Origin of the sequence: Sphingomonas sp. PP-F2F-A104-K0414 (genome assembly GCF_004340945.1) — a bacterium.
Taxonomy (GTDB): Bacteria; Pseudomonadota; Alphaproteobacteria; order Sphingomonadales; family Sphingomonadaceae; genus Sphingomonas.
The window spans coordinates 1-19046 of the sequence record NZ_SLYD01000007.1; the positions used below are offsets into that span (position 1 = coordinate 1).

Here is a 19046-nt window from a genome sequence, read left to right on the forward strand (position 1 = left end):
GTGTCGCCGACGCCATTCAGTTCGCTGATCTTGGTCGTGTAGGCGTCAAACTTGAGACGGGTTTCGTTGCGCATGGGGGCGGCTCCTGGGCGAATGTCGGTCGGGTCGAAGGGGGTGGCTGCTTGTCAGCAGTCCGTGGCGGGCTCGCCGGTGCCGCCATTGGCGGCCGTGCGGCTGAAGTCCTTTTCGGGCGTGGCCTCGAGTTTGGCCTGCAGCGTCGCGAACTGGCCATGCAGCTCGGCATGGGCGTCGGTGATCGGCTTGATTGCAGCCGCGATCGACTTGCCGACAACGTCGCCCATCTGCGTGGTGAACGCCGCGGCATCGAAATTGTCGTTGGCGGGTGCCGGGGGCGTTGCAACCTCGACCTTCTCGGGCTTGCCGCCCTTCAACGTTGCCGCGAGTGCGGAAAAGAAACCGGCGACGGCACCTTCAACCTTGGCCGGATCGGACGCAGGCGTGTCGAATTCCAGCGTGACGGCATCGGACGAGGCAGCGAAGACGGTGCCCGGCGCAGAGCGCGAGAATTGCAGACGCTGCGTGCCGATCGAGGCGGGCTTGTCGGTGAAGGCGAGACCGATCAGGCCCACCTTGTCGGTGCCGGCATAGCTCGGCGTCAGCTCAACCGAGGGATACGGCTTCTGGTCTGCCTTCACGAGCGCGACGAGCTGGTCGTTGCCCTGAACCTGACAATAGAGCGCCTTGCGCTTCTCGACCTTGCCGTCGATCGTGAAATCGTCGCTCTGCACCTTCACCGCGACGACATCGCCGTACCCGTTGAACGGGGGCTCGGGGCTGTAACCAGCCAGATGCTCGACATTGATGCGCGGGCTGTAGGTCTCGGCGTTGAACGTCGAGAAGACCTCGTCGATCATCTCGTCGGTGATGACGCGCCCGTCGCTGATCGTCGCGCCGGATACGAATGCGCGGAAGAACTTGCTCTTGGTGCCCATGGCGGTCGGTCCCTCGGGGTTCAAAATCGGTGGGCCGCGTCAGGCGGCATCTGGAAGCCGCAAAGGGACCGAAAGTGCCGCCTCTCTCAAGCGTGCGCAGGTGTGGGATCGCATTCCACACCCTAGACACGGTGCGGACGCCCCCGATCGCGCGGCAAGGTCCGCCGCGACATGGACAAGCTCCCCGCAGATACCGGCATGCCGTTGCCATCCTCGACGTTCCCGATTCCCGTGGACGTGCGTCGACAGGCGCGCAGCCTGTACTGGCAGCGCTGGGGCGTCCCGCAGATCGCGGAGGAACTGCACCTCAATCCGAAGACGGTCCAAAGCTGGAAGGATCGCGACAAATGGGACGATGCGCCGTGCATCGCCAAGATCGAGGACCATCTCGAGGCGCGGCTTTGCGGGCTGATCGCGAAGGACAAGAAGACCGGCGGGGATCTGAAGGAGATCGACCTCCTGATGCGCGCGGTCACGTCGGCCGCGCGCGTGCGCCGCTTCGAAGCGCCCGGCGGGCACGAGGGCGACCTCAACGATAAGGTCGGCAACCGCAACGCCGGTGATCGCAAGGCTGGCAAGCCGAAGAACCACTTCACGACCGAACAGGTCGAGCAACTCGAGCAGATCTTTCACGACGAGCTGTTCGGCTATCAGGAGGATTGGTGGGGCGCGAAGGATCAGCGCACACGCATGATCCTCAAATCGCGCCAGATCGGCGCGACATGGTATTTCGCCCGCGAGGCGCTGCTCGACGCGCTACGTGGGGGCGGCAACCAGATCTTCCTGTCGGCGTCGAAAAATCAGGCGCACATTTTTCGCAACTACATCGTCCAGTTCGCGGCGCGCGTCGGCGTGAAGCTGCAGGGCGATCCGATCGTGCTGACGGCCGACACGATCCCCGCGGGCGAGCCCGCGGCCGAGCTGATCTTCCTCGGCACGAACGCCCGCACCGCCCAGGGCTATCACGGCAATTTCTACTTCGACGAGTTCTTCTGGACCTACGGCTTCGAGGAGCTGAACAAGGTCGCCAGCGCGATGGCGATGCACAAGCGCTGGCGCCGAACCTATTTCTCGACCCCGTCAACCATTGCGCATCAGGGCCATCCGTACTGGACGGGCGAGCGGCGCAACCGGCGGGTCAAGAAAGCCGACCGGATCGAGATCGATGTTTCGCACGCCCGGTTGCAGGCAGGCGTGCTGTGCGAAGATCAGGTCTGGCGGCAGATCGTCACGATCGAAGACGCCGCGGCGCGCGGCTGCGACCTGTTCAACCTCGACGAGCTGCGCATCGAATATGCGCCAGACGAATTCGCCAACCTGCTCATGTGCCAGTTCGTCGACGACAGCCTGTCGGCGTTCAAGTTCAACGAGCTGCAGCGGTGCGCGGTCGACGCCATGGTCGACTGGACCGACGTCGACATGCTGGCGAAGCGACCGGTCGGCAATCGCGAGGTCTGGGCGGGCTATGACCCGCAGGAGAGCGAGGACGGTGACAACGCTGCGCTGGTAATCGCGCTGCCGCCCGACGGCCCCGGCGGGAAGTTCAAACTGCTCGAACGCCACCAGATCAAAGGCGACTTTCAGGCGCAGGCCGAGTTCGTCCGCGCGCGCCTTGCACGCTACAATTGCACGTATCTCGGGATCGACAAGAAGGGCATCGGCGCGGCGGTCTATCAGATCCTGCGCGACGCCAAGGTGCGCGGCGTGGTCGCGATCGAATACTCGCTCGAGGTGAAAACCGGTCTGGTCATGAAGGCGCAGCACACCTTCGCCCGCCAGCGTGTCGAATACGACGCCGGCTGGATCGACCTGCAGTCGGCGTTCCTGTCGATCAAGAAAGCGCTGACCCAGAGCGGCAAGAGCGTCACCTTCAGGACGAGCCGCACCGAAGCAGTCGGCCACGGCGACCTCGCCTGGGCGGCGATGCACATTTTTATCAACGAACCACTCGACGGTCAGGTGCGGCCGAAGACCCGTATGGAGCTATTTTGATGAACCAGTTGCCCGCCTTTGGCGCGAACACGCCCGCGCAAACGAGCCGGGCAACCGCGTTTTCGTTCGGCGATCCCGAGCCCGTGCTGAACCGCCGCGAGATCATGGACATGGTCGAGTGCTACAAGACCGACCGCTGGTATGAGCCGCCTTTATCGCTGGACGGCCTCGCGCGAGCGTTCCGCGTATCGCCGCATCATAGTTCGGCGATCATGCTCAAGCGCAACCTGCTGGTCGCGTCGTTCGACCCCGTCACGCGCGGCGCGTCGACGGTGCCGGTGCTGTCGCGGTCGGCGTTTGGTCGCGCGGTGCAGGACTATCTCGTGTTCGGCAACGCCTATGTCGAGCGGCGCGACAACGTGATCGGCGGGTTGCTTCGGCTCGATCACTGCCTCGCGAAATATACCCGCCGCGGCATCGTGGCCGGTGAGTTCTTCTGGTCGCCGGGGCTGGCAGCAGCGACCGCGTTCAAGCCGGGTAGCGTCATCCAGATCATGCAGCCCGACATCAATCAGGAAATCTACGGCGTGCCTGAATATCTCAGCGCGTTGCAGTCGGCGCTGCTGAACGAGGCGGCGACGCTGTTCCGGCGTCGCTACTATCTGAACGGCAGTCACGCCGGGTATATCCTCTACGCCACCGGCGACATCGATGAGAACGACACCGACGAGCTGCGCGACGCGCTGAAGAACTCGAAGGGGCCGGGTAACTTCAAAAACCTGTTCGTCCACGCGCCCGGCGGCAAGGAGGGCAGCATCAAGATCCTGCCGATCGCTGAGGTGGGCGCGAAAGACGAGTTCCTCGGGATCAAGAACGCGACGCGCGACGACGTGCTGGCGGCGCACCGCACCCCGCCTTCGGTGCTGGGAATCGTACCGGCGCAGGGTTCACAGCTCGGCAAGATCAGCGAAGCCGTCGATATGTTCTTCGAGCTGGAGATCCTGCCCCTGCAGATGGCGTTCCTCGAGATCAATGACCGCGTCGGCTTCGAAGCCGTCCGGTTCAATCCGCGGGCCATCGCGCCCGCCAAATAGCTTTCGCGTCCGGCATAGCCGGGCGGGGGATGTCGGGGTGCAACCCGGCAAACCGACGAGGTTCACTCTCGCCATGACCAACGGCCATCGGCCATCCCGCACCCTGCCGATTCGCAGGGTACGGGTCTTATGAAGCGAGAACGAAAAGTGAACACCCTGAATCTTGTTCAGCCCGTCGCACCCGCCGCAGGCTATATTGGCGGCAAGCGCAATCTGGCCTCGCGGCTGGTCACGATGATCGAGCGTGTCGATCACGACGGCTATGCCGAGCCCTTTGTCGGCATGGGCGGGATCTTCCTGCGACGCCGATCGCGACCGAAGGTCGAGGTGATCAACGACGTGTCCGGCGATGTCGTGACGTTCTTCCGCGTCCTTCAGCGCCACTACCCGTACATGATCGACATGCTGCGCTTTCGCGTGGCTGCTCGCGCAGAGTTCGAACGGCTGAAGGGGACACCGCCTGAGGCACTGACCGACCTCGAGCGCGCATGCCGGTTCCTGTACCTTCAGCGCCTGGCATTCGGTGGCAAGGTCAACGGCCGATACTTCGGCGTCGATAAGTCTCAGGGCGCCCGGTTCAACGTCACCAAACTGGAACCGCTGCTGGCGGACATTCACGAACGGCTTGCCGGGGTGACGATCGAGCAGCTCGGCTATGCCGATTTCATCCGTCGCTACGATCGCGCAGGGATGCTGTTTTATCTCGATCCGCCCTATTGGGGTTGCGAGAAGGACTATGGTCAGGACGTGTTCGGCCGGGCCGACTTCGACCAACTCGCCGCGCAGCTTGCCGGCATCAAGGGCAAGTTCCTCCTGTCGATCAACGACACGCCCGGCGTGCGCGAGACGTTCGCCGGCTTCCACATGATCGAGGCCGACACGACGTATACGGTCGGCGCGGGGCCCACGATCAAAGCCAGCGAGTTGATCGTCTCAAACTTCACAATCTAAGGGGGAGAGCCGCGTGCTTAGGCCCGCGGCTCTCAGTCTTCAGTTGCCGGCCAAATCGATTGCTTCAACGAACGCATTCAGATCGGCTGCGTCCTTATCGTGTGTGGGGCTTGCAGTACTTGAGAAGCGCGGATCGGTGCGGCCAACCCCACCGCCGACCGGGGCAGTGCAACCCACATCGGGCTCAACGTCGTCGTTCAATTCGCGCTGGCAGTAGCGTTGCGCCTGAGCCGGCATAGCCTGGACACTTACAGTTGCCAAAGTCACGAGAGCGAAAGCCAAACGTTTCTTGATAGCCATCTCTGTTCTCCGATTCGCTGAGTGAAGCCAGCGATTGAGAGGATGACATAATGTTCACGTTTGCCAACCCGTTACGATCCTTGGCCTTCTGGCCCGCCCTGCATTAAACAGACTGCTCGTTACGGGCTCGGCAAAAGCGTAAGGCGGAGCCGGGGTTGATGTGTTGTCATCGTCCACACCACGACGACCGCCGCGCGCGCCCGGCCGGCGGATCTCGGTGTCGCGACCCCGAATACCGCGCAAGAACCCCCGCCTCGCCCGCGAGCTTTTTAGGTGGCTTTGGATGCAGTTCGCGGATCTGCTGCAGCCCCATAGGAAATGCGCCGCTAGGGGCGGTTTTAGACGCATCGATTGGATGCAGATTGCTGCACCTAGATAGCGCCATACCGGTTGAATTGATTTACGTCCGGATGGTGGCAGGATAATCAATCTGCGGCACCCCCAGCAACCTTGCGACGGCGACCATCTTTCGATGTCTTGCGGCCCTACTTAGTCGTGAAACAAAATTTTTTGGGAGCATGACACGTCGCGCATCGGGTTTTTCCGGCGCTAATTTCACGTGGCAAACCCACCAAATCTCTCTTCGATGAGAATATCCGTACCGTCTATAACGAATTCCCTTATATTAAATCCGTTGCCGCTTGTCCTTCGAAACCCGTAAACAGCCGATGTCTGGTGGAAGTTGCCATTTCCAGACTTATAACAAACTACTATGGTCAATGTCGGATAATAATTCTCGGTATATGTATTGTCAGAAATCTCAAATCTCATGCCGGAAACACCGTTATCTATTTGGCCGGGAAACATAATTTTACCGGGATCTTCACGTGTTTTACACGTGTTAACCCAATTATTGATTATGTCTTTGCTACTATATTTAGCGTCGGCCCACGTGCTCAATCCGGAATGCAGATAGCTCCACCAAAATACATCATAAGCTGGTCGTCCACCCCTGCATTCAATGCTAAACTCAAATAATCCTTGAACAAAATGAGGCTCGTCTAGGTATGAAAAATTCCTATTAGAGACTTGCAGGGCTCCTACGTTGAGGGACTGTATCTTCTTTATCTTCAAAATAACCCAAGGGCGCGTTTCCTGAAGTTGCGCCTCAAGAAATAGGCTATTTGATCTTTTTGTTGCGGCAAGCGTCTTAAGGCCTACCCTAACACTTTGCTTCGTTTGGAATGCCGCTCTTTGCGCGAACAGTGCGGCCGCACCAGCAGCACCGAGCGTTAATAGACCAACAGCTGCTGCCCACGCGGCAATCACTGTTTGGCTGTATGCAAGTTCGTTTGCGGCTTCAGCGGCATCCGCCTGTCGATCAGAGTCGATCTCCGCCTGAAAGGCGCGACGATCTTGCTCAAGTAATTTGAGGCATGCATCTGCCGTGGCCTTACTGGCCACCGTGATACGAGCGTTGCTTTGACCTAGATGGCAGGCAACGGTTCTGGCCTGAAAGTTGGAATATGAGTCGTGAGAATGCCTGTTGGCGCTCCCTTTCGGCCGGTCTGGTAGCAGCAATGTGCCGAATAAAATTGCGATGCCCAGACTGCCAATAACGGCCCACACATATAGCCAGCGGCGACGGACTACTGCCAATATCGGGGGCTGATGATCTTCACCACGAACCTTTCGAGATGCGGCAAATTTAGCTCTCTCTGACATAGGCAATTCCTGGTCATTACCCAACTTACCCGATTGATCCGGTTCGCTTGGTTTCGACCTTTAGCAGGACACCGTGGGGGGCGCTTACGAAACCTTTGTGGACGGGCATCTGTCCAGGCTGGGGGTATGGCGCGGGAAAACCCTAATCTTCCTAACCTCACCGCCGATCCGCATGTAAGCGACTGCGATAACACGATAATTCGATTAGGGTCCGACCCTCACCAAGCCTAACCTTTTCAGGTCAAAAACCTAATCCCATTGAAAACAAACGATTTTTCTAACCGGGATAATCAGGGTCATTGGTTATAATCTGATTATAGTAATGTTAGGGAAAAGGTTAGGCCAAAAACCGCAGAAATCCGCCGATGTTAGGGGGGTTAGGGTTTTCCCGCCCCCTACTTTATATTCTGTGAGCCGCTCCCCTCTTCGTGCTTTCGATTATGGAATGCCACTGGATCCCCGCGAAAGAATGCTCGTGAAGCTCGCCGTCGACGTCGCTCGGGAAGCGATGGAAGCGGCCGGCAGCGCGCGCGGAGATCCCTCGGCGGTCAGGTTGGCCCTGCGCGTCCTATTGCCGCACTGCCCCGAGCGCTGGCCGCTGACGATGTTCTGGGAGTCCTCCGTGCAGGATCATGTCATAGGTCGTGAGCAGGGCATGAACGCCGCTTACAACGGTATCCTGGGCCAGCTGGAGCGAGCCGGTGTTCTGCCGGTTGGAACGATAAGCTAGGTCCCAACAGGTCCCACGTTTGTGCCGCTTTTCGTGCCCCCGGCTGTGTCAGCTGGCTGGGGCGGGCAGAACGCTCGATGAATGATGTATCCGGGCCAGCCTTGGGTAACGTCACCTTAAAAGTAGACCGTAGCGGGAACAGACTGTGCCCCCCGTTGTGCCTACGCGAACCGTAGCTATCCGCGCGTTTCGCGCGTTAGGATCCGGCTCAAAACCCCGGGGAATGGCGGAAAAGCTGGTGCCCCCGGCGAGATTTGAACACGCGGCCTACGGTTTAGGAAACCGTCGCTCTATCCGGCTGAGCTACGGGGGCATCCGAATGCGCAGTACGACGGTCGGATGGGGCGATCAAGCGTCTGGTTCGCGATCTGCCAAGGGTCATTGTTGGGCCGCCAAGGGCCAAGGCGACCGGGTAGCCGCCATCAGGTAACAGAAATCGGGTAGAGACGATCAAGGGGCGACGGGTATCGCTGTCGATGCCCCGTCGCCGCTTGCCGTGCAGTGCTGGCGGTTAGGCCTTGACGTGCTGCGAGATGTACTTGTTCATCTCGAACATCGTGCACTTGTCACGCCCGAAGACCTTCTTCAGCTTCTCGTCAGCCAGAATCTCGCGCTTGTTCTCGGGGTTCTGGAGGTTGTGGGCCTTGATGTAGACCCACACCTTGCTGATCACTTCGCTGCGCGGCAGCTTGTCGTTGCCGACGATCTCGCCGAGCTCGGGAGAGGGCTGGACGGGGGCGTGGATGCCGCCGGTCTTGGGAGCTGTAGCCATAAGCATTCCTTCCTGTTGCGCGCGTGCGTTAGGCACTGCGCGCGTGGTCACGCCTTGGTGAGCGCGTCCGCCTTGTGCGCTGCCTTGCCGCCCTTGTCACTCCTTACGATGAACTGCGGCTCCTCCTTGGAGGCCTTGACGGTGTGGCCCTTGATCTTCGTGTCGGTGGTCTGCTTCTTCTCGACCGTGCCGTGCGCCTCGCCGCCGTGCGATTTCCAGGTGACCTCGTCGCCCTTCTTCGGATCCTTCATCGCGCCATCTCCTTGATTTGAAAGGATCAAGCGCGGGAACGTGGCTTTGGTTGCATCGCCGACGGGTTGCGGAGCCGGGGCTCGGGGGGCATCAGGGCGGCAATCAAGGAGACCGACCGATGAAGACCCGCGCCGCCGTAGCCTTCGAGGCAAAAAAACCGCTCGAGATCGTCGAACTCGACCTTGAAGGGCCGAAATTCGGCGAGGTCCTCGTCGAAATCATGGCGACGGGCATCTGCCATACCGATGCGTACACGCTCGACGGACTTGATTCGGAAGGCTTGTTTCCGAGCGTGCTGGGCCATGAAGGCGCCGGCATCGTCCGCGAAGTGGGCGCAGGCGTGACCAGCGTCGCGGTCGGCGATCACGTCATCCCGCTCTACACGCCCGAATGCCGCCAGTGTAAGTCGTGCCTCAGCGGCAAGACCAACCTGTGCACCGCGATACGCGCGACGCAGGGGAAAGGGCTGATGCCCGATGGCACGACGCGGTTCAGCTACAAGGGGCAGCCGATCTTCCATTACATGGGCTGTTCGACCTTCTCGAATTTCACCGTGCTGCCGGAGATTGCGGTGGCGAAGATCCGCGAGGACGCGCCGTTCGATACCTCGTGCTATGTCGGCTGCGGCGTGACGACGGGTGTCGGCGCGGTCGTGCACACGGCGAAGGTTCAGCCGGGCGACACGGTCGTCGTGTTCGGGCTTGGCGGGATCGGGCTGAACGTGATCCAGGGCGCGCGGCTTGCCGGTGCCGGGATGATCGTCGGCGTCGACATCAATCCGGACCGCGAGGAATGGGGCCGGCGCTTCGGCATGACCCACTTCGCGAACCCCAAGGATGTGGGCGACATCGTTCAGCACATCGTCGCGCTGACCGATGGCGGTGCGGACTATACGTTCGACGCGACTGGCAACACCACGGTCATGCGGCAGGCGCTGGAGGCATGCCATCGCGGTTGGGGCACCTCGATCGTGATCGGCGTGGCCGAGGCGGGCAAGGAAATCTCGACGCGGCCGTTCCAACTCGTCACCGGGCGCAACTGGCGCGGGACCGCATTCGGCGGCGCGCGTGGGCGGACCGATACGCCGAAGATCGTCGACTGGTACATGAACGGCATGATCGAGATCGACCCGATGATTACGCACCGCCTGACGCTCGACGAGATCAACAAGGGCTTCGACCTGATGCACGCCGGCGAGAGCATCCGCTCCGTCGTGATCTACTGAGGGGCAGGGCCATGTTCAGCCATATCATGCTCGGCGCCGACGACATCGCGGCGTCGAAGGCGTTCTACGATGCGGCATTGGGCGCGCTCGGGGTGCCCGCGGGCGTTACGGACGATTGGGGCCGGGTGGTTTATGCCCATGACGGCGGGCGTTTCCTGCTGACGAAGCCGATCGATGGGGCACCGGCGAGCCATGGCAACGGTAGCACGCTGGGGTTCGCCGCCGCTTCGACGGAGGCCGCGGACGCGTGGCATGCGGCAGGGTTGGCTCACGGTGGAACGGCTTGCGAGGATCCTCCCGGCGTGCGGCAGGCGACCGGCGGGCGGACGATGTATCTGGCCTATCTGCGCGATCCGTCGGGCAACAAGATCTGCGCACTGCACCGGATCGCGTGATGGAGACCGTCTCCACCAGCAAGGCGTATGGCGGCACGCAGGGCGTTTACCGCCACGCCTCGACCGTGACCGGTACCTACATGACCTTCGCGGTCTACGTGCCGCCGCATGACGACGGCGCGCGGTTGCCGGTGCTGTGGTTCCTGTCGGGGCTGACCTGCACGCACGCCAACGTCATGGACAAGGGCGAGTATCGGCGCACGTGTGCCGAGCTTGGCGTCATACTGGTCGCGCCGGATACCTCGCCCCGCGGCGACGACGTGCCGGACGACGAGGCGTACGACTTCGGCAAGGGTGCGGGCTTCTACGTCGATGCCACCGAAGAGCCTTGGGCGAAGACCTTCCGGATGCGGTCCTATGTCGAGAACGAACTGCCGGCGCTGATCGCGGCCGAGTTCCCGGTGGCGGATATGACGCGGCAGGGCATTTTTGGGCACTCGATGGGCGGGCACGGCGCGCTGACGATCGCGCTGCGTAATCCGGAACGGTTCCGCAGCGTGTCGGCGTTCGCGCCGATCGTGGCGCCGTTGCAGTGTCCTTGGGGTGAGAAGGCGCTTGGCGAATATCTCGGGGCGGACCGGACGGCATGGCGTGCGTATGACGCGTGTGCGCTGATCGAGGATGGTGCGCGGGTGGAGGAGATCCTGGTCGATCAGGGGGATGCGGATGGCTTCCTGGTCGAGCAGTTGAAGCCTGAGTTGCTGGCGGCCGCGTGCGAGGCGGCGGGGATAGACCTGACGCTGCGGATGCAGCCGGGGTATGACCACAGCTACAATTTCATTTCGACGTTCATGGCAGACCATGTCGCCTGGCACGCGGCGCGGCTGGGATAGGCTTCTCGCCGTTTGGTGGCGGACGGCTCTTCGCAAGCGGGAGACCCCAGCTTTCGCTGGGGTGACGGGGGAGGGCTGCACCGTCAAATTCTGGCAAACTCCGGTCGTCATCCCAGCGAAAGCTGGGATCTCACCGTGGAGCGTACCATGCCATCCCCGCTAGCGACCCACGCTGGCCCCGCGCGCGATCCCGCCCATAGCAGGATCGCGCGATCGGAGTTTGCATGTCTCCTCAGAACTTGAACCCCGCCGCGACGCCGTACCGACGTGGTTCGATCGTGAAGATGTTGGTGAACAGCCCGGCCGACTGGTCGGTCACATATTGCCCGGTCGTGGCATCGTTGTTGGTCAGGTTCTGCACATACGCCCGGACGTAGAACCGGTCTTCGCGTGCGTTCAGCTGGACCTGCATGTTGACGACTTCATACCCCTGGATCCGGTCGATCTGGGTGTTGAAGATGCTCCCCGACAGCCCGCCGGTGTAGTTCAGGTCGGCACGCGGCACGAGGCTCATGCCGTTCGCGAAGTCGATCGTGTACTGCGCGCCGACCGACCATTTGTACGTCGGTGCCTGCGGCAGGCGGTTGCCGCGGATGTTGGTGGTGACGCCGTCGAGCACCGAGACGCCGCTGGCGGCTGCGTTGGCGCCCAGCGCCGAGCAGATCCCGAACGCGCCGGTCGCCGCGATCGTCGGGATCGCGGTCGGCGCGCGCAGGCCGATCGCGCGATTGACCGCCGCGACATAGCCGTTCGATAGCGCCGCATTGCCCGCCACGTTGGGCACGACGACGCAGTTTGACGCGTTGGTGATGTCCTTGATGATCACCGCGTCCGCGCGGCCGCCCGACACGTCGCGCGGGTTCACCAGGAACTTGTCGCTCGACACCTTCGAATGCAGGTAGCTGGCATTCATGTTGACCACGAACGCCGGGATCGGGCTCATGATCGCTTCGGCCTCGACGCCGTAGATATCGGCGTTGACGTTGTCGTTGACCGAGGTGCGCGCCACGATCCGGCTCAGCTGGAGGTTCTTGTACTGGTAGTAGAAGCCGGTGAGGTTCAGCCTGAGCTGACCGCCGCCGAAGGTGTTCTTCGAGCCGATCTCGTAGGCATTGACCTGCTCGGGGAGGAACGTGCTGCTGACGTTGAACATCGGCAGCAGCGGCGGATTGATCCCGCCCGATTTATACCCGCGCGAATAGGACGCGTAGAGCAGGTTGTTCTCGGTAATCCGGTAGTCGAGCACCGCGCGCCCGGTCAGTCGCGAGAAGCTCACCTGCGCCTCGGCGAACTCCTGCCGGCCCGGCAAATTCGGATCGAAATCGACCGTGCCGTAATTGAGCCCCTGCTCGATGCCGGTCGCGCCGATCGGCGTCAGCACGTTGAGTGCGAGGTTGCGCGCCTCGTCGGTCTTCTTGTCGTGATTGTAGCGCAGGCCGACGGTCAGCTTCAGCTTGTCGGTGAACTTGAAATAGGTCTCGCCGAAGATGCCGTAGGATTTGAGGCGGAACTCGGTATCGCTGTTGCGGTAGAAGGGCGTCGCCAGGAAATAGCCGTTGCCCGCGGGCAGGCCGCTCGCTGCAGCGGTCGCCGAGCCGAGGATGCCCGAGGCGTAATCGAGCCCGAACGAATTGACGAAATAATCGGTGTTGGTCGACTTGCTGTCGACATAGATGCCGCCGAGCAGGAAGTTGAACATCCCGTCGAAATTGCTGTCGAGATGTGCTTCGGCGGAATATTGGCGGTTCTTCTGACGCGAGCGATCGAAGTCGAGGCTTTGCGCATAACACCCGATCGAATTGCCGCCATAGATGCCGACATTGTTCGGGTCCGCTGCCGACTGGCATACGCCTCCCGCCGCGCCGTTGGGGATCAGCGTCTGCCGCACGCCGTTGAGGAACGCGAAAGGCGATCCGGTCCGGGCGAGTGCATTGAGGTTGGCGAGTCCGGCATTGTTGGTCAGCGGGTTCTCGACCGCGAGATTATAGTCGGCGGTGCTGTCGACCACGTTGCGTGTGTAGCCGCCGGTGAAGTTCAGGCTGACCGGGCCGAAATCGTGGAAAATCTTGGCGGTATATTGCTCTTCCTCGGCGAAATAGGTCGGGCTGTAGTCGAGCGACACGGTCCGCACGTCGGCCGGGTTGACGACGCCCGCATAGGTATCCTGGCCGTACAGGCTCTGCAGGCCGAAGCGCGCGAGCGCGGGGTTGTTGACCGCGAAGAACTCGTTCGAGCTGAGTACCGCGGACAGCGTCGAATTGCCGTTCGCGGTCTCGTTGGCGAGCCGGTCGGGCAGGCAGCCTAGGACGCCGGTCGGATCGCGGTGGCACAGCTGCTTCTGCAACCGCGAGCGATCGTCCTTCTCGCGGAAATAATAGCCGATCAGGTCGATCCGGGTGTCGCTGGTCGGTTCCCACGACAGCGTGCCGCGGATCGAATACAGATCGCGCCCGTCGATCTTGCGGCCGTCGTACAGGTTCTTGGTATAGCCGTCGCGGTTGAGATAGGTGCCGGCGACGCGGATGCCGAGCGTGTCGGTGAAGGGCAGGTTGAACATCGCCTTCACGCGCTTCGAATCGTAATTGCCATATTCGAACTCGGCGGCGGAATGGATCGCGGACAGATCGGGCTTGGCGGAGATGAAGTTTACGACGCCCGAGGTGGCGTTGCGGCCGAACAGCGTGCCCTGCGGTCCGCGCAGCACTTCGATACGCTCCAGATCGAAGAACTCGCTCTCGAACAGGCGGGTCGTCACCAGCGGCATGTCGTTGACGTGGATCGCGGTCGCGGTGTCGCAGGTCGCGCCGGTGCACAGATCGCCGATCCCGCGGATCGTGAAGCTCGACGTGGTGAAGTTGGTCTTGGTGAAGGTGACGTTGGGCAGCGTCTGCTGAAGCGCGCTCGGGTTGACGATCTGCTGCTTGCTGAGGTTTTCAGCGGTAAAAGCGCTCACAGCAATCGGAACATCCTGCAAACGCTGCGATTGGCGTTGCGCGGTAATCACGATATCCTGCGACGCATAGGCGCTGGACGGCGTATCGGCTGGGGCGGTCTGCGTCGACGGGGTTTGCGTCGACGGGGCTTCCTGGCCGGGTCCGTTGGTCGGTGCGGTGTTTTCAGCCGATGTGGTGGTGGCGGTCTGCGCCATTGCCGGCGCGATCGACAGGAGTATCATCGCCGATGCGGCGAGCAGTTCGAACTTAGCCATGGCAGTCCTCTCCCCGATCGTGCCGGTCTATGCCGATTCACGATTTAGTTTTTCAGGTATGGCGAGGTAACGACGATTTAAATCAACCGTCAACGCTTTTTCGTCCCCGGAAAACCGGGATTTATGGCAAGTGGCCGAAATGAAACAGTTGCAAAAGAGGACCCATGTTCTGATGTTTGGGTATGCTGACAAAGGGTGTTGCAATGCGGGATGAACTGGGCGGGCCCGAGGGGCCGACGGTTGCAGAGGATGTGCTGGATCTCGATGGCAAGGTGATTGTGCCCGAAGACGTAGCGTCGGCGATCCGTACGCTGATCCGCTGGGCAGGGGACGATCCGACCCGCGAGGGACTGCTCGACACGCCGCGCCGTGTTGCACGTGCGTGGAGGGAATATTGCGCAGGCTATGGCGACGATCCGGCCAAGCATCTCGAGCGCGTGTTCGAGGAAGTCGGCGGCTATGACGAGATCGTGCTGCTAAAGGACATCCCGTTCCAGTCCCACTGCGAGCATCACATGGCGCCGATCATCGGCAAGGCGCACATCGCGTACCTGCCGCGCAACCATGTCGTCGGCATCTCGAAGCTCGCGCGCGTGCTGCACGGGTTCGCGCGGCGGTTGCAGGTGCAGGAACGGCTGACCGCGGAAGTGGCGGATTGCATCTGGGACAATCTGAAGCCGCAGGGCGTCGCGGTGGTGATCGAGGCGAGCCATGCCTGCATGACCGCGCGCGGCGTGCGGACGCCGGGGGTGACGATGGTCACGAGCCGGATGATGGGCGTGTTCCGCGACGACGAACGCAGCCGCAAGGAAGTGCTGGCCTTGATGGGACAGCGCGCCTGATGCGCACGGTGCTGGTCACCGGCGGGGCGAAGCGGCTGGGCGCGGCGATCGTCCGGCGGCTGGCAGCCGACGGCCATGCGGTGGTCGTGCACCAGGGGCATTCGCGGGACGAGGCGGAGGCGCTGGTGGCGGAAATCGTGGAGGGCGGCGGGCGTGCTGCTGCGGTGGCCGGCGACCTGAGCGACCTGGGTGCGATCGGCGACCTGTTCGCGAAGGCGCGGGCTGCGATCGGCGGACCGATCGACGGGCTGGTGAACTGCGCCTCGCGGTTCGAGTTCGATCGGCCGCCCAGCGTCGACCCGGTGCTGTTCGCCGAGCTTGGTGCGATCAATTGTGGCGCGCCGGTGCTGCTCGCCTCCGCGCTGGCGGCGCAGGATGATGTCGCGGACGGCGCGGTGGTCAACGTGCTCGACCAGAAGGTGGCGAACCTCAACCCCGATTTCTTCTCTTACAGTTGCGGGAAGATCGCGCTGGAGGGTGCGACGACGATGCTCGCGCAGGCGCTCGGGCCGCGGATCGCGGTAAACGCGGTGTCGCCGGGGCTGACGTTGCCGAGCGGCGACCAGACCGAGGAAGAATTCGCGGCGGTGGCGAGCGACAATTTGCTCCGGCGACCGGTCGGCGCGGAGGCGGTCGCGGACGCGGTCGCGTGGCTGCTGACCGCGAAGGGCGTGACGGGGCAGAACCTGTTCGTCGATTGCGGGCAGCGATTTCTGACGCGCGATAGCGACGTGATGTTTGAGGGGCGACATGGCTGAATTCACGACGATCCTCGACGGGCTCGAGGTCATGATGCGGCTTGGCATCCATCCGCACGAGGTCGCGCCGCAACGCGTGGTCGTCTCGGTCGAGATGACGGTGGTGTATCCGGGGCCGCTCGGCGAGGATGCGATCGAGGAGGTGCTCGATTATGATTTCGTGCGCGCGGGCATCCTGGCGATGGTGGCGGAGCGCCCGTTCAAGTTGCAGGAGACGCTGTGTGAGGCGATCGCTGCGTTGTGCTTGAGCGACGAGCGCGTGAGGCGGGTCGAGATCGAGACGATGAAGACCGACGTCTACCCAGACGCCGCGATCGGTTGCCGGATCGTGCGGGAGCGACCGATCTAGCGGCAGATCGATCCAGCGTTTGGGAAAGACGTGTTTCCCCGCGAAGGCGGGGATCCAGGCTGGGCTCCCGCCTTCGCAGGAGAACAAGGAAGGGCATGCCGCCGTATGAGTGTCGGTCCCGCTCGGGGCGATAGTCCCACGATCGGGCGCAATTCGTTTCTCAGGCGTAAGGTACCGATCCTAGAGCCGGATCGTTCCCTCCCCGTAATCCCCGATCCGGAGACCAAAGTTGAAAATTCTCGTTGTCCTCACCTCGCATGCCGATCTCGGCGATACCGGCCGCAAGACCGGCTTCTGGCTCGAGGAACTCGCCGCGCCCTATTACGTGTTCAAGGACGCCGGCGTGGACATCACGCTCGCATCGCCAGCGGGTGGCCAGCCACCGCTCGATCCGAGCAGCGCCAAGCCCGACGCGCAGACCGACGCGACGCGCCGGTTCGAGGCGGATGCGGAGGCAACCGCAGCACTCGCCGATACGCGCAAGCTGTCCGATATGCGGATCGCCGATTATGACGCGGTGTTCTATCCGGGCGGGCACGGGCCGCTCTGGGACCTCGCCAACGATCCGGCATCGATCGCGCTGATCGAGGACACGATCGGTGCGGGCAAGCCGGTCGCGCTGGTCTGCCATGCGCCCGGCGTGCTGCGCGACGTGAAGGCTGCCGATGGCACGCCGCTCGTCAACGGCAAGACGGTCACTGGCTTCACCAACAGCGAGGAGGCCGCGGTCGGGCTCAGCGATATCGTCCCGTTCCTCGTCGAGGACATGCTCGGGCAACAGGGCGGCAAGTATTCGAAGACCGCCGATTGGGGCGTGCACGTCGTCGAGGACGGCCTGCTGATCACCGGCCAGAACCCGGCATCGTCGGAAAAGGCGGCGCAGGCGCTGCTGGCGAAGCTGGCATAAGAAGAAACGGCCACCGGTTCAGCCGGTGGCCGTCCTCTGCAAGGTCAGGCGCGGTTGGCGGCGCTCAGGACGGCGCGGACCGAGGCGGTGGCGATGTCGGTGTCCATGCCGACCCCGAACACCGTCTTTCCCTCGGCCGTACGGCATTCGACATACGCCGCCGCCTGCGCGTCCGCACCGTGGCCGATCGCGTGCTCGTTGTAATCGATGACGTCGAGTGTCGGCCCGGTCGACTCTGCGATCGCCGCGATCACGCCCGAGATCAGACCGTTGCCGCGTCCGGAGATCGACCGCTCCTCGCCGTCGATCGCAACCCGGCCGATGAACACCCGCTGCCCCGAGGCGCCGCTCTCCTCGTAGTCGCGCAGTTCGACCCGGTCGTCCGCCTGCGGCATGTACGTCCGCTCGAACAGGCCCCAGATATCCGCGGCGTTCAACTCGCGGCTGGTTTCGTCGGCATAGGCCTGGACGTGGCGGCTGAAGTCGGCCTGCAGGCGCTTGGGCAGCTTCAGGCCCTTGTCCTGCTCGATCACCCAGGCGACGCCGCCCTTGCCGGATTGCGAATTGACGCGGATCACCGCCTCGTAGCTGCGACCGAGATCGGCGGGGTCGATCGGGAGATACGGCACCTCCCACAGCGTGTCGTTCTTCGCCTCCTGCGCCGCGAAGCCCTTCTTGATCGCGTCCTGATGCGACCCCGAGAACGCGGTGAAGACCAAGTCGCCGGCATAGGGCGTGCGCGGGTGGACGGGGATGTTGGTGCAGTAGTTGACCGTGTTCACGACGCCGTCGATGTCCGACAGGTCGAGCTGCGGATCCACCCCTTGCGTGTACATGTTGAGCGCGACGGTCACGAGATCGCAATTGCCGGTGCGCTCGCCATTGCCGAGCAGGCAGCCTTCGACCCGGTCGGCGCCCGCCATCATGCCGAGTTCCGCCGCTGCGACGCCGGTGCCACGGTCGTTGTGCGTGTGCAGCGAGATCGCCACTGCGTCGCGGTTGCGGATGTGGCGGCCGAACCATTCGATCTGGTCGGCATAGATGTTCGGCGTCGCGCACTCGACGGTGGCGGGCAGGTTGAAGATGATCGGGTTTTCGGGCGTCGGCATGAGGACTTCCATCACCGCCTCGCAAACCTCCAGCGAGAAATCGAGTTCGGCGGTCGAGAAGGTCTCAGGGCTGTATTCGAACTGCCAGCTGACGTTCGGCTGCTTGGCGGCTTCGTCGCGCAGCACCTTGGCGCCGTCGATTGCGATCTGCTTCACCTGCGTGCGGTCCATCCCGAACACGATTTTCCGCCAGGCAGGCGACACCGCATTATACAGATGCACGATCGCGGTCTTCGCGCCGACCAGGCTGGCGAAGCTCGTCTCGATCAGGTCGCGGCGCGACTGGGTCAGCACCTGGATCGACACGTCGTCGGGGATCCGCCCGGTCTTCACCAGCCCGGAGATGAAATCGAACTCGGTAGCGCCCGCACTCGGGAAACCGACTTCGATCTCCTTCAGTCCGACCTTGCAGAGCAGATCGAAGAACCGTGTCTTCTTCTCCGCGTCCATCGGGTCGATGAGCGCTTGGTTGCCATCGCGCAGATCGGTGGAGAGCCAGCGGGGAGGCTTGACGATGGTCTTCGACGGCCATTGGCGGTCGGGCAGGTCGATTTGGGGGAAGGGTCGGTATTTGGTCGATGGGTCGCGCAGCATGGCCAGTCTCTCGTGTCGTCGGGAGCGTTCGGGTCAGCCCTTAGGCGCGGGGCGCGGGGCATGGCCACCGCGCAAACGATCGGCGCGCCTAAGGGCGCGTAAGTCGAAGCAGCAGGAGGCGGCCGTGCGTCATTGATGGCGTCCTATCGCGCGGACACGTCCCGTGTCCAGCGCGAT

The 19046-nt window shown here is 62.7% G+C and carries 18 protein-coding genes and 1 tRNA gene; 11 read left to right on the top strand and 8 right to left on the bottom strand.

Annotation, left to right across the window (positions count from 1 at the left end; translation table 11 throughout):
- Nucleotides 1-125 precede the first annotated feature (125 nt).
- The gene (locus C8J46_RS16120) at nucleotides 126-953 is read right to left on the bottom strand and encodes a GPO family capsid scaffolding protein (RefSeq protein ID WP_132741382.1); all 828 of its coding nucleotides are present in this window, start codon (nucleotides 951-953) and stop codon (nucleotides 126-128) included.
- Between the two features lie 171 nt (nucleotides 954-1124).
- On the opposite strand from C8J46_RS16120, the gene C8J46_RS16125 reads away from it, so the two are divergent.
- The 3 genes from C8J46_RS16125 to C8J46_RS16135 all read left to right on the top strand — a co-directional run bounded on the left by C8J46_RS16125 (nucleotide 1125) and on the right by C8J46_RS16135 (nucleotide 4930).
- The gene (locus tag C8J46_RS16125) at nucleotides 1125-2945 is read left to right on the top strand and encodes a terminase family protein (protein ID WP_132741384.1); all 1821 of its coding nucleotides are present in this window, start codon (nucleotides 1125-1127) and stop codon (nucleotides 2943-2945) included.
- Nucleotides 2945-3979, top strand: coding sequence for a phage portal protein (locus C8J46_RS16130; RefSeq protein ID WP_132741386.1), 1035 nt, complete (start codon nucleotides 2945-2947; stop codon nucleotides 3977-3979). The genes C8J46_RS16125 and C8J46_RS16130 overlap by 1 nt, the downstream gene beginning before the upstream one ends.
- A gap of 147 nt (nucleotides 3980-4126) precedes the next feature.
- The gene (locus tag C8J46_RS16135) at nucleotides 4127-4930 is read left to right on the top strand and encodes a DNA adenine methylase (RefSeq protein WP_243643450.1); all 804 of its coding nucleotides are present in this window, start codon (nucleotides 4127-4129) and stop codon (nucleotides 4928-4930) included.
- A gap of 39 nt (nucleotides 4931-4969) precedes the next feature.
- Here C8J46_RS16135 and C8J46_RS16140 read toward each other — a convergent pair whose 3' ends face one another.
- Both C8J46_RS16140 and C8J46_RS16145 read right to left on the bottom strand, forming a co-directional pair.
- Nucleotides 4970-5230 (bottom strand): hypothetical protein, encoded by a 261-nt coding sequence (locus C8J46_RS16140; protein ID WP_132741390.1) that lies wholly within the window; start codon nucleotides 5228-5230, stop codon nucleotides 4970-4972.
- A 555-nt stretch (nucleotides 5231-5785) separates the two neighbouring features.
- Nucleotides 5786-6895 carry a hypothetical protein gene (locus tag C8J46_RS16145; protein ID WP_132741392.1) on the bottom strand — a complete coding sequence of 370 codons (1110 nt, stop codon included), beginning with the start codon at nucleotides 6893-6895 and terminating at the stop codon, nucleotides 5786-5788.
- Nucleotides 6896-7364: 469 nt separating this feature from the next.
- Here C8J46_RS16145 and C8J46_RS16150 point away from each other — a divergent pair, with 469 nt between their 5' ends.
- On the top strand, nucleotides 7365-7625 hold the full coding sequence (locus tag C8J46_RS16150; RefSeq protein WP_132741394.1) for a hypothetical protein: 261 nt from the start codon (nucleotides 7365-7367) through the stop codon (nucleotides 7623-7625).
- Nucleotides 7626-7861: 236 nt separating this feature from the next.
- On the opposite strand, the gene C8J46_RS16155 is transcribed toward C8J46_RS16150, so the two are convergent.
- The 3 genes from C8J46_RS16155 to C8J46_RS16165 all read right to left on the bottom strand — a co-directional run bounded on the left by C8J46_RS16155 (nucleotide 7862) and on the right by C8J46_RS16165 (nucleotide 8648).
- Nucleotides 7862-7938: transfer RNA gene (locus C8J46_RS16155), tRNA-Arg, on the bottom strand.
- Between the two features lie 198 nt (nucleotides 7939-8136).
- Nucleotides 8137-8397 carry an SWIB/MDM2 domain-containing protein gene (locus tag C8J46_RS16160; protein WP_031394799.1) on the bottom strand — a complete coding sequence of 87 codons (261 nt, stop codon included), beginning with the start codon at nucleotides 8395-8397 and terminating at the stop codon, nucleotides 8137-8139.
- A gap of 47 nt (nucleotides 8398-8444) precedes the next feature.
- Complete coding sequence (locus C8J46_RS16165) at nucleotides 8445-8648, bottom strand: DUF2945 domain-containing protein (RefSeq protein ID WP_056482645.1); 204 nt, start codon at nucleotides 8646-8648, stop codon at nucleotides 8445-8447.
- Nucleotides 8649-8767: 119 nt separating this feature from the next.
- On the opposite strand from C8J46_RS16165, the gene C8J46_RS16170 reads away from it, so the two are divergent.
- Genes C8J46_RS16170 through fghA form a run of 3 tightly spaced genes read left to right on the top strand, consistent with a single transcriptional unit; the run spans nucleotide 8768 to nucleotide 11102 of the window.
- Nucleotides 8768-9874: an S-(hydroxymethyl)glutathione dehydrogenase/class III alcohol dehydrogenase gene (locus C8J46_RS16170; protein ID WP_132741396.1), complete on the top strand. Its 1107-nt coding sequence runs from the start codon at nucleotides 8768-8770 to the stop codon at nucleotides 9872-9874.
- An 11-nt stretch (nucleotides 9875-9885) separates the two neighbouring features.
- Nucleotides 9886-10269 (top strand): VOC family protein, encoded by a 384-nt coding sequence (locus C8J46_RS16175; protein ID WP_132741398.1) that lies wholly within the window; start codon nucleotides 9886-9888, stop codon nucleotides 10267-10269.
- Nucleotides 10269-11102, top strand: coding sequence for an S-formylglutathione hydrolase (gene fghA / locus C8J46_RS16180; RefSeq protein ID WP_132741400.1), 834 nt, complete (start codon nucleotides 10269-10271; stop codon nucleotides 11100-11102). The genes C8J46_RS16175 and fghA overlap by 1 nt, the downstream gene beginning before the upstream one ends.
- Before the next feature lie 232 nt (nucleotides 11103-11334).
- On the opposite strand, the gene C8J46_RS16185 is transcribed toward fghA, so the two are convergent.
- A complete protein-coding gene (locus tag C8J46_RS16185) occupies nucleotides 11335-14310 on the bottom strand; it encodes a TonB-dependent receptor (protein ID WP_132741402.1) in 2976 nt (991 codons plus the stop codon).
- Nucleotides 14311-14513: 203 nt separating this feature from the next.
- On the opposite strand from C8J46_RS16185, the gene folE reads away from it, so the two are divergent.
- The 4 genes from folE to C8J46_RS16205 all read left to right on the top strand — a co-directional run bounded on the left by folE (nucleotide 14514) and on the right by C8J46_RS16205 (nucleotide 17166).
- Nucleotides 14514-15152, top strand: a complete 639-nt coding sequence (folE, locus tag C8J46_RS16190; protein ID WP_243643451.1) for a GTP cyclohydrolase I FolE — start codon at nucleotides 14514-14516, stop codon at nucleotides 15150-15152.
- Nucleotides 15152-15910 (top strand): SDR family NAD(P)-dependent oxidoreductase, encoded by a 759-nt coding sequence (locus C8J46_RS16195; protein WP_132741404.1) that lies wholly within the window; start codon nucleotides 15152-15154, stop codon nucleotides 15908-15910. Before folE ends, C8J46_RS16195 begins: the two co-directional genes overlap by 1 nt.
- A complete protein-coding gene (locus C8J46_RS16200) occupies nucleotides 15903-16259 on the top strand; it encodes a dihydroneopterin aldolase (RefSeq protein WP_132741406.1) in 357 nt (118 codons plus the stop codon). The genes C8J46_RS16195 and C8J46_RS16200 overlap by 8 nt, the downstream gene beginning before the upstream one ends.
- 229 nt (nucleotides 16260-16488) lie before the next feature.
- Nucleotides 16489-17166 (top strand): type 1 glutamine amidotransferase domain-containing protein, encoded by a 678-nt coding sequence (locus C8J46_RS16205; RefSeq protein ID WP_132741408.1) that lies wholly within the window; start codon nucleotides 16489-16491, stop codon nucleotides 17164-17166.
- 44 nt (nucleotides 17167-17210) lie between these two features.
- On the opposite strand, the gene leuA is transcribed toward C8J46_RS16205, so the two are convergent.
- Nucleotides 17211-18869 (bottom strand): 2-isopropylmalate synthase, encoded by a 1659-nt coding sequence (leuA, locus tag C8J46_RS16210; RefSeq protein ID WP_132741410.1) that lies wholly within the window; start codon nucleotides 18867-18869, stop codon nucleotides 17211-17213.
- Nucleotides 18870-19046: the final 177 nt, after the last annotated feature.

Coding starts and splice junctions, on each gene's coding strand:
- C8J46_RS16120 (WP_132741382.1), bottom strand. CDS start 953: ATGGGCACCAAGAGCAAGTTCTTCCGCGCATTCGTATCCGGCGCGACG.
- C8J46_RS16125 (WP_132741384.1), top strand. CDS start 1,125: ATGGACAAGCTCCCCGCAGATACCGGCATGCCGTTGCCATCCTCGACG.
- C8J46_RS16130 (WP_132741386.1), top strand. CDS start 2,945: ATGAACCAGTTGCCCGCCTTTGGCGCGAACACGCCCGCGCAAACGAGC.
- C8J46_RS16140 (WP_132741390.1), bottom strand. CDS start 5,230: ATGGCTATCAAGAAACGTTTGGCTTTCGCTCTCGTGACTTTGGCAACT.
- C8J46_RS16145 (WP_132741392.1), bottom strand. CDS start 6,895: ATGTCAGAGAGAGCTAAATTTGCCGCATCTCGAAAGGTTCGTGGTGAA.
- C8J46_RS16150 (WP_132741394.1), top strand. CDS start 7,365: ATGCTCGTGAAGCTCGCCGTCGACGTCGCTCGGGAAGCGATGGAAGCG.
- C8J46_RS16160 (WP_031394799.1), bottom strand. CDS start 8,397: ATGGCTACAGCTCCCAAGACCGGCGGCATCCACGCCCCCGTCCAGCCC.
- C8J46_RS16165 (WP_056482645.1), bottom strand. CDS start 8,648: ATGAAGGATCCGAAGAAGGGCGACGAGGTCACCTGGAAATCGCACGGC.
- C8J46_RS16170 (WP_132741396.1), top strand. CDS start 8,768: ATGAAGACCCGCGCCGCCGTAGCCTTCGAGGCAAAAAAACCGCTCGAG.
- C8J46_RS16175 (WP_132741398.1), top strand. CDS start 9,886: ATGTTCAGCCATATCATGCTCGGCGCCGACGACATCGCGGCGTCGAAG.
- fghA (WP_132741400.1), top strand. CDS start 10,269: ATGGAGACCGTCTCCACCAGCAAGGCGTATGGCGGCACGCAGGGCGTT.
- C8J46_RS16185 (WP_132741402.1), bottom strand. CDS start 14,310: ATGGCTAAGTTCGAACTGCTCGCCGCATCGGCGATGATACTCCTGTCG.
- folE (WP_243643451.1), top strand. CDS start 14,514: ATGCGGGATGAACTGGGCGGGCCCGAGGGGCCGACGGTTGCAGAGGAT.
- C8J46_RS16195 (WP_132741404.1), top strand. CDS start 15,152: ATGCGCACGGTGCTGGTCACCGGCGGGGCGAAGCGGCTGGGCGCGGCG.
- C8J46_RS16200 (WP_132741406.1), top strand. CDS start 15,903: ATGGCTGAATTCACGACGATCCTCGACGGGCTCGAGGTCATGATGCGG.
- leuA (WP_132741410.1), bottom strand. CDS start 18,869: ATGCTGCGCGACCCATCGACCAAATACCGACCCTTCCCCCAAATCGAC.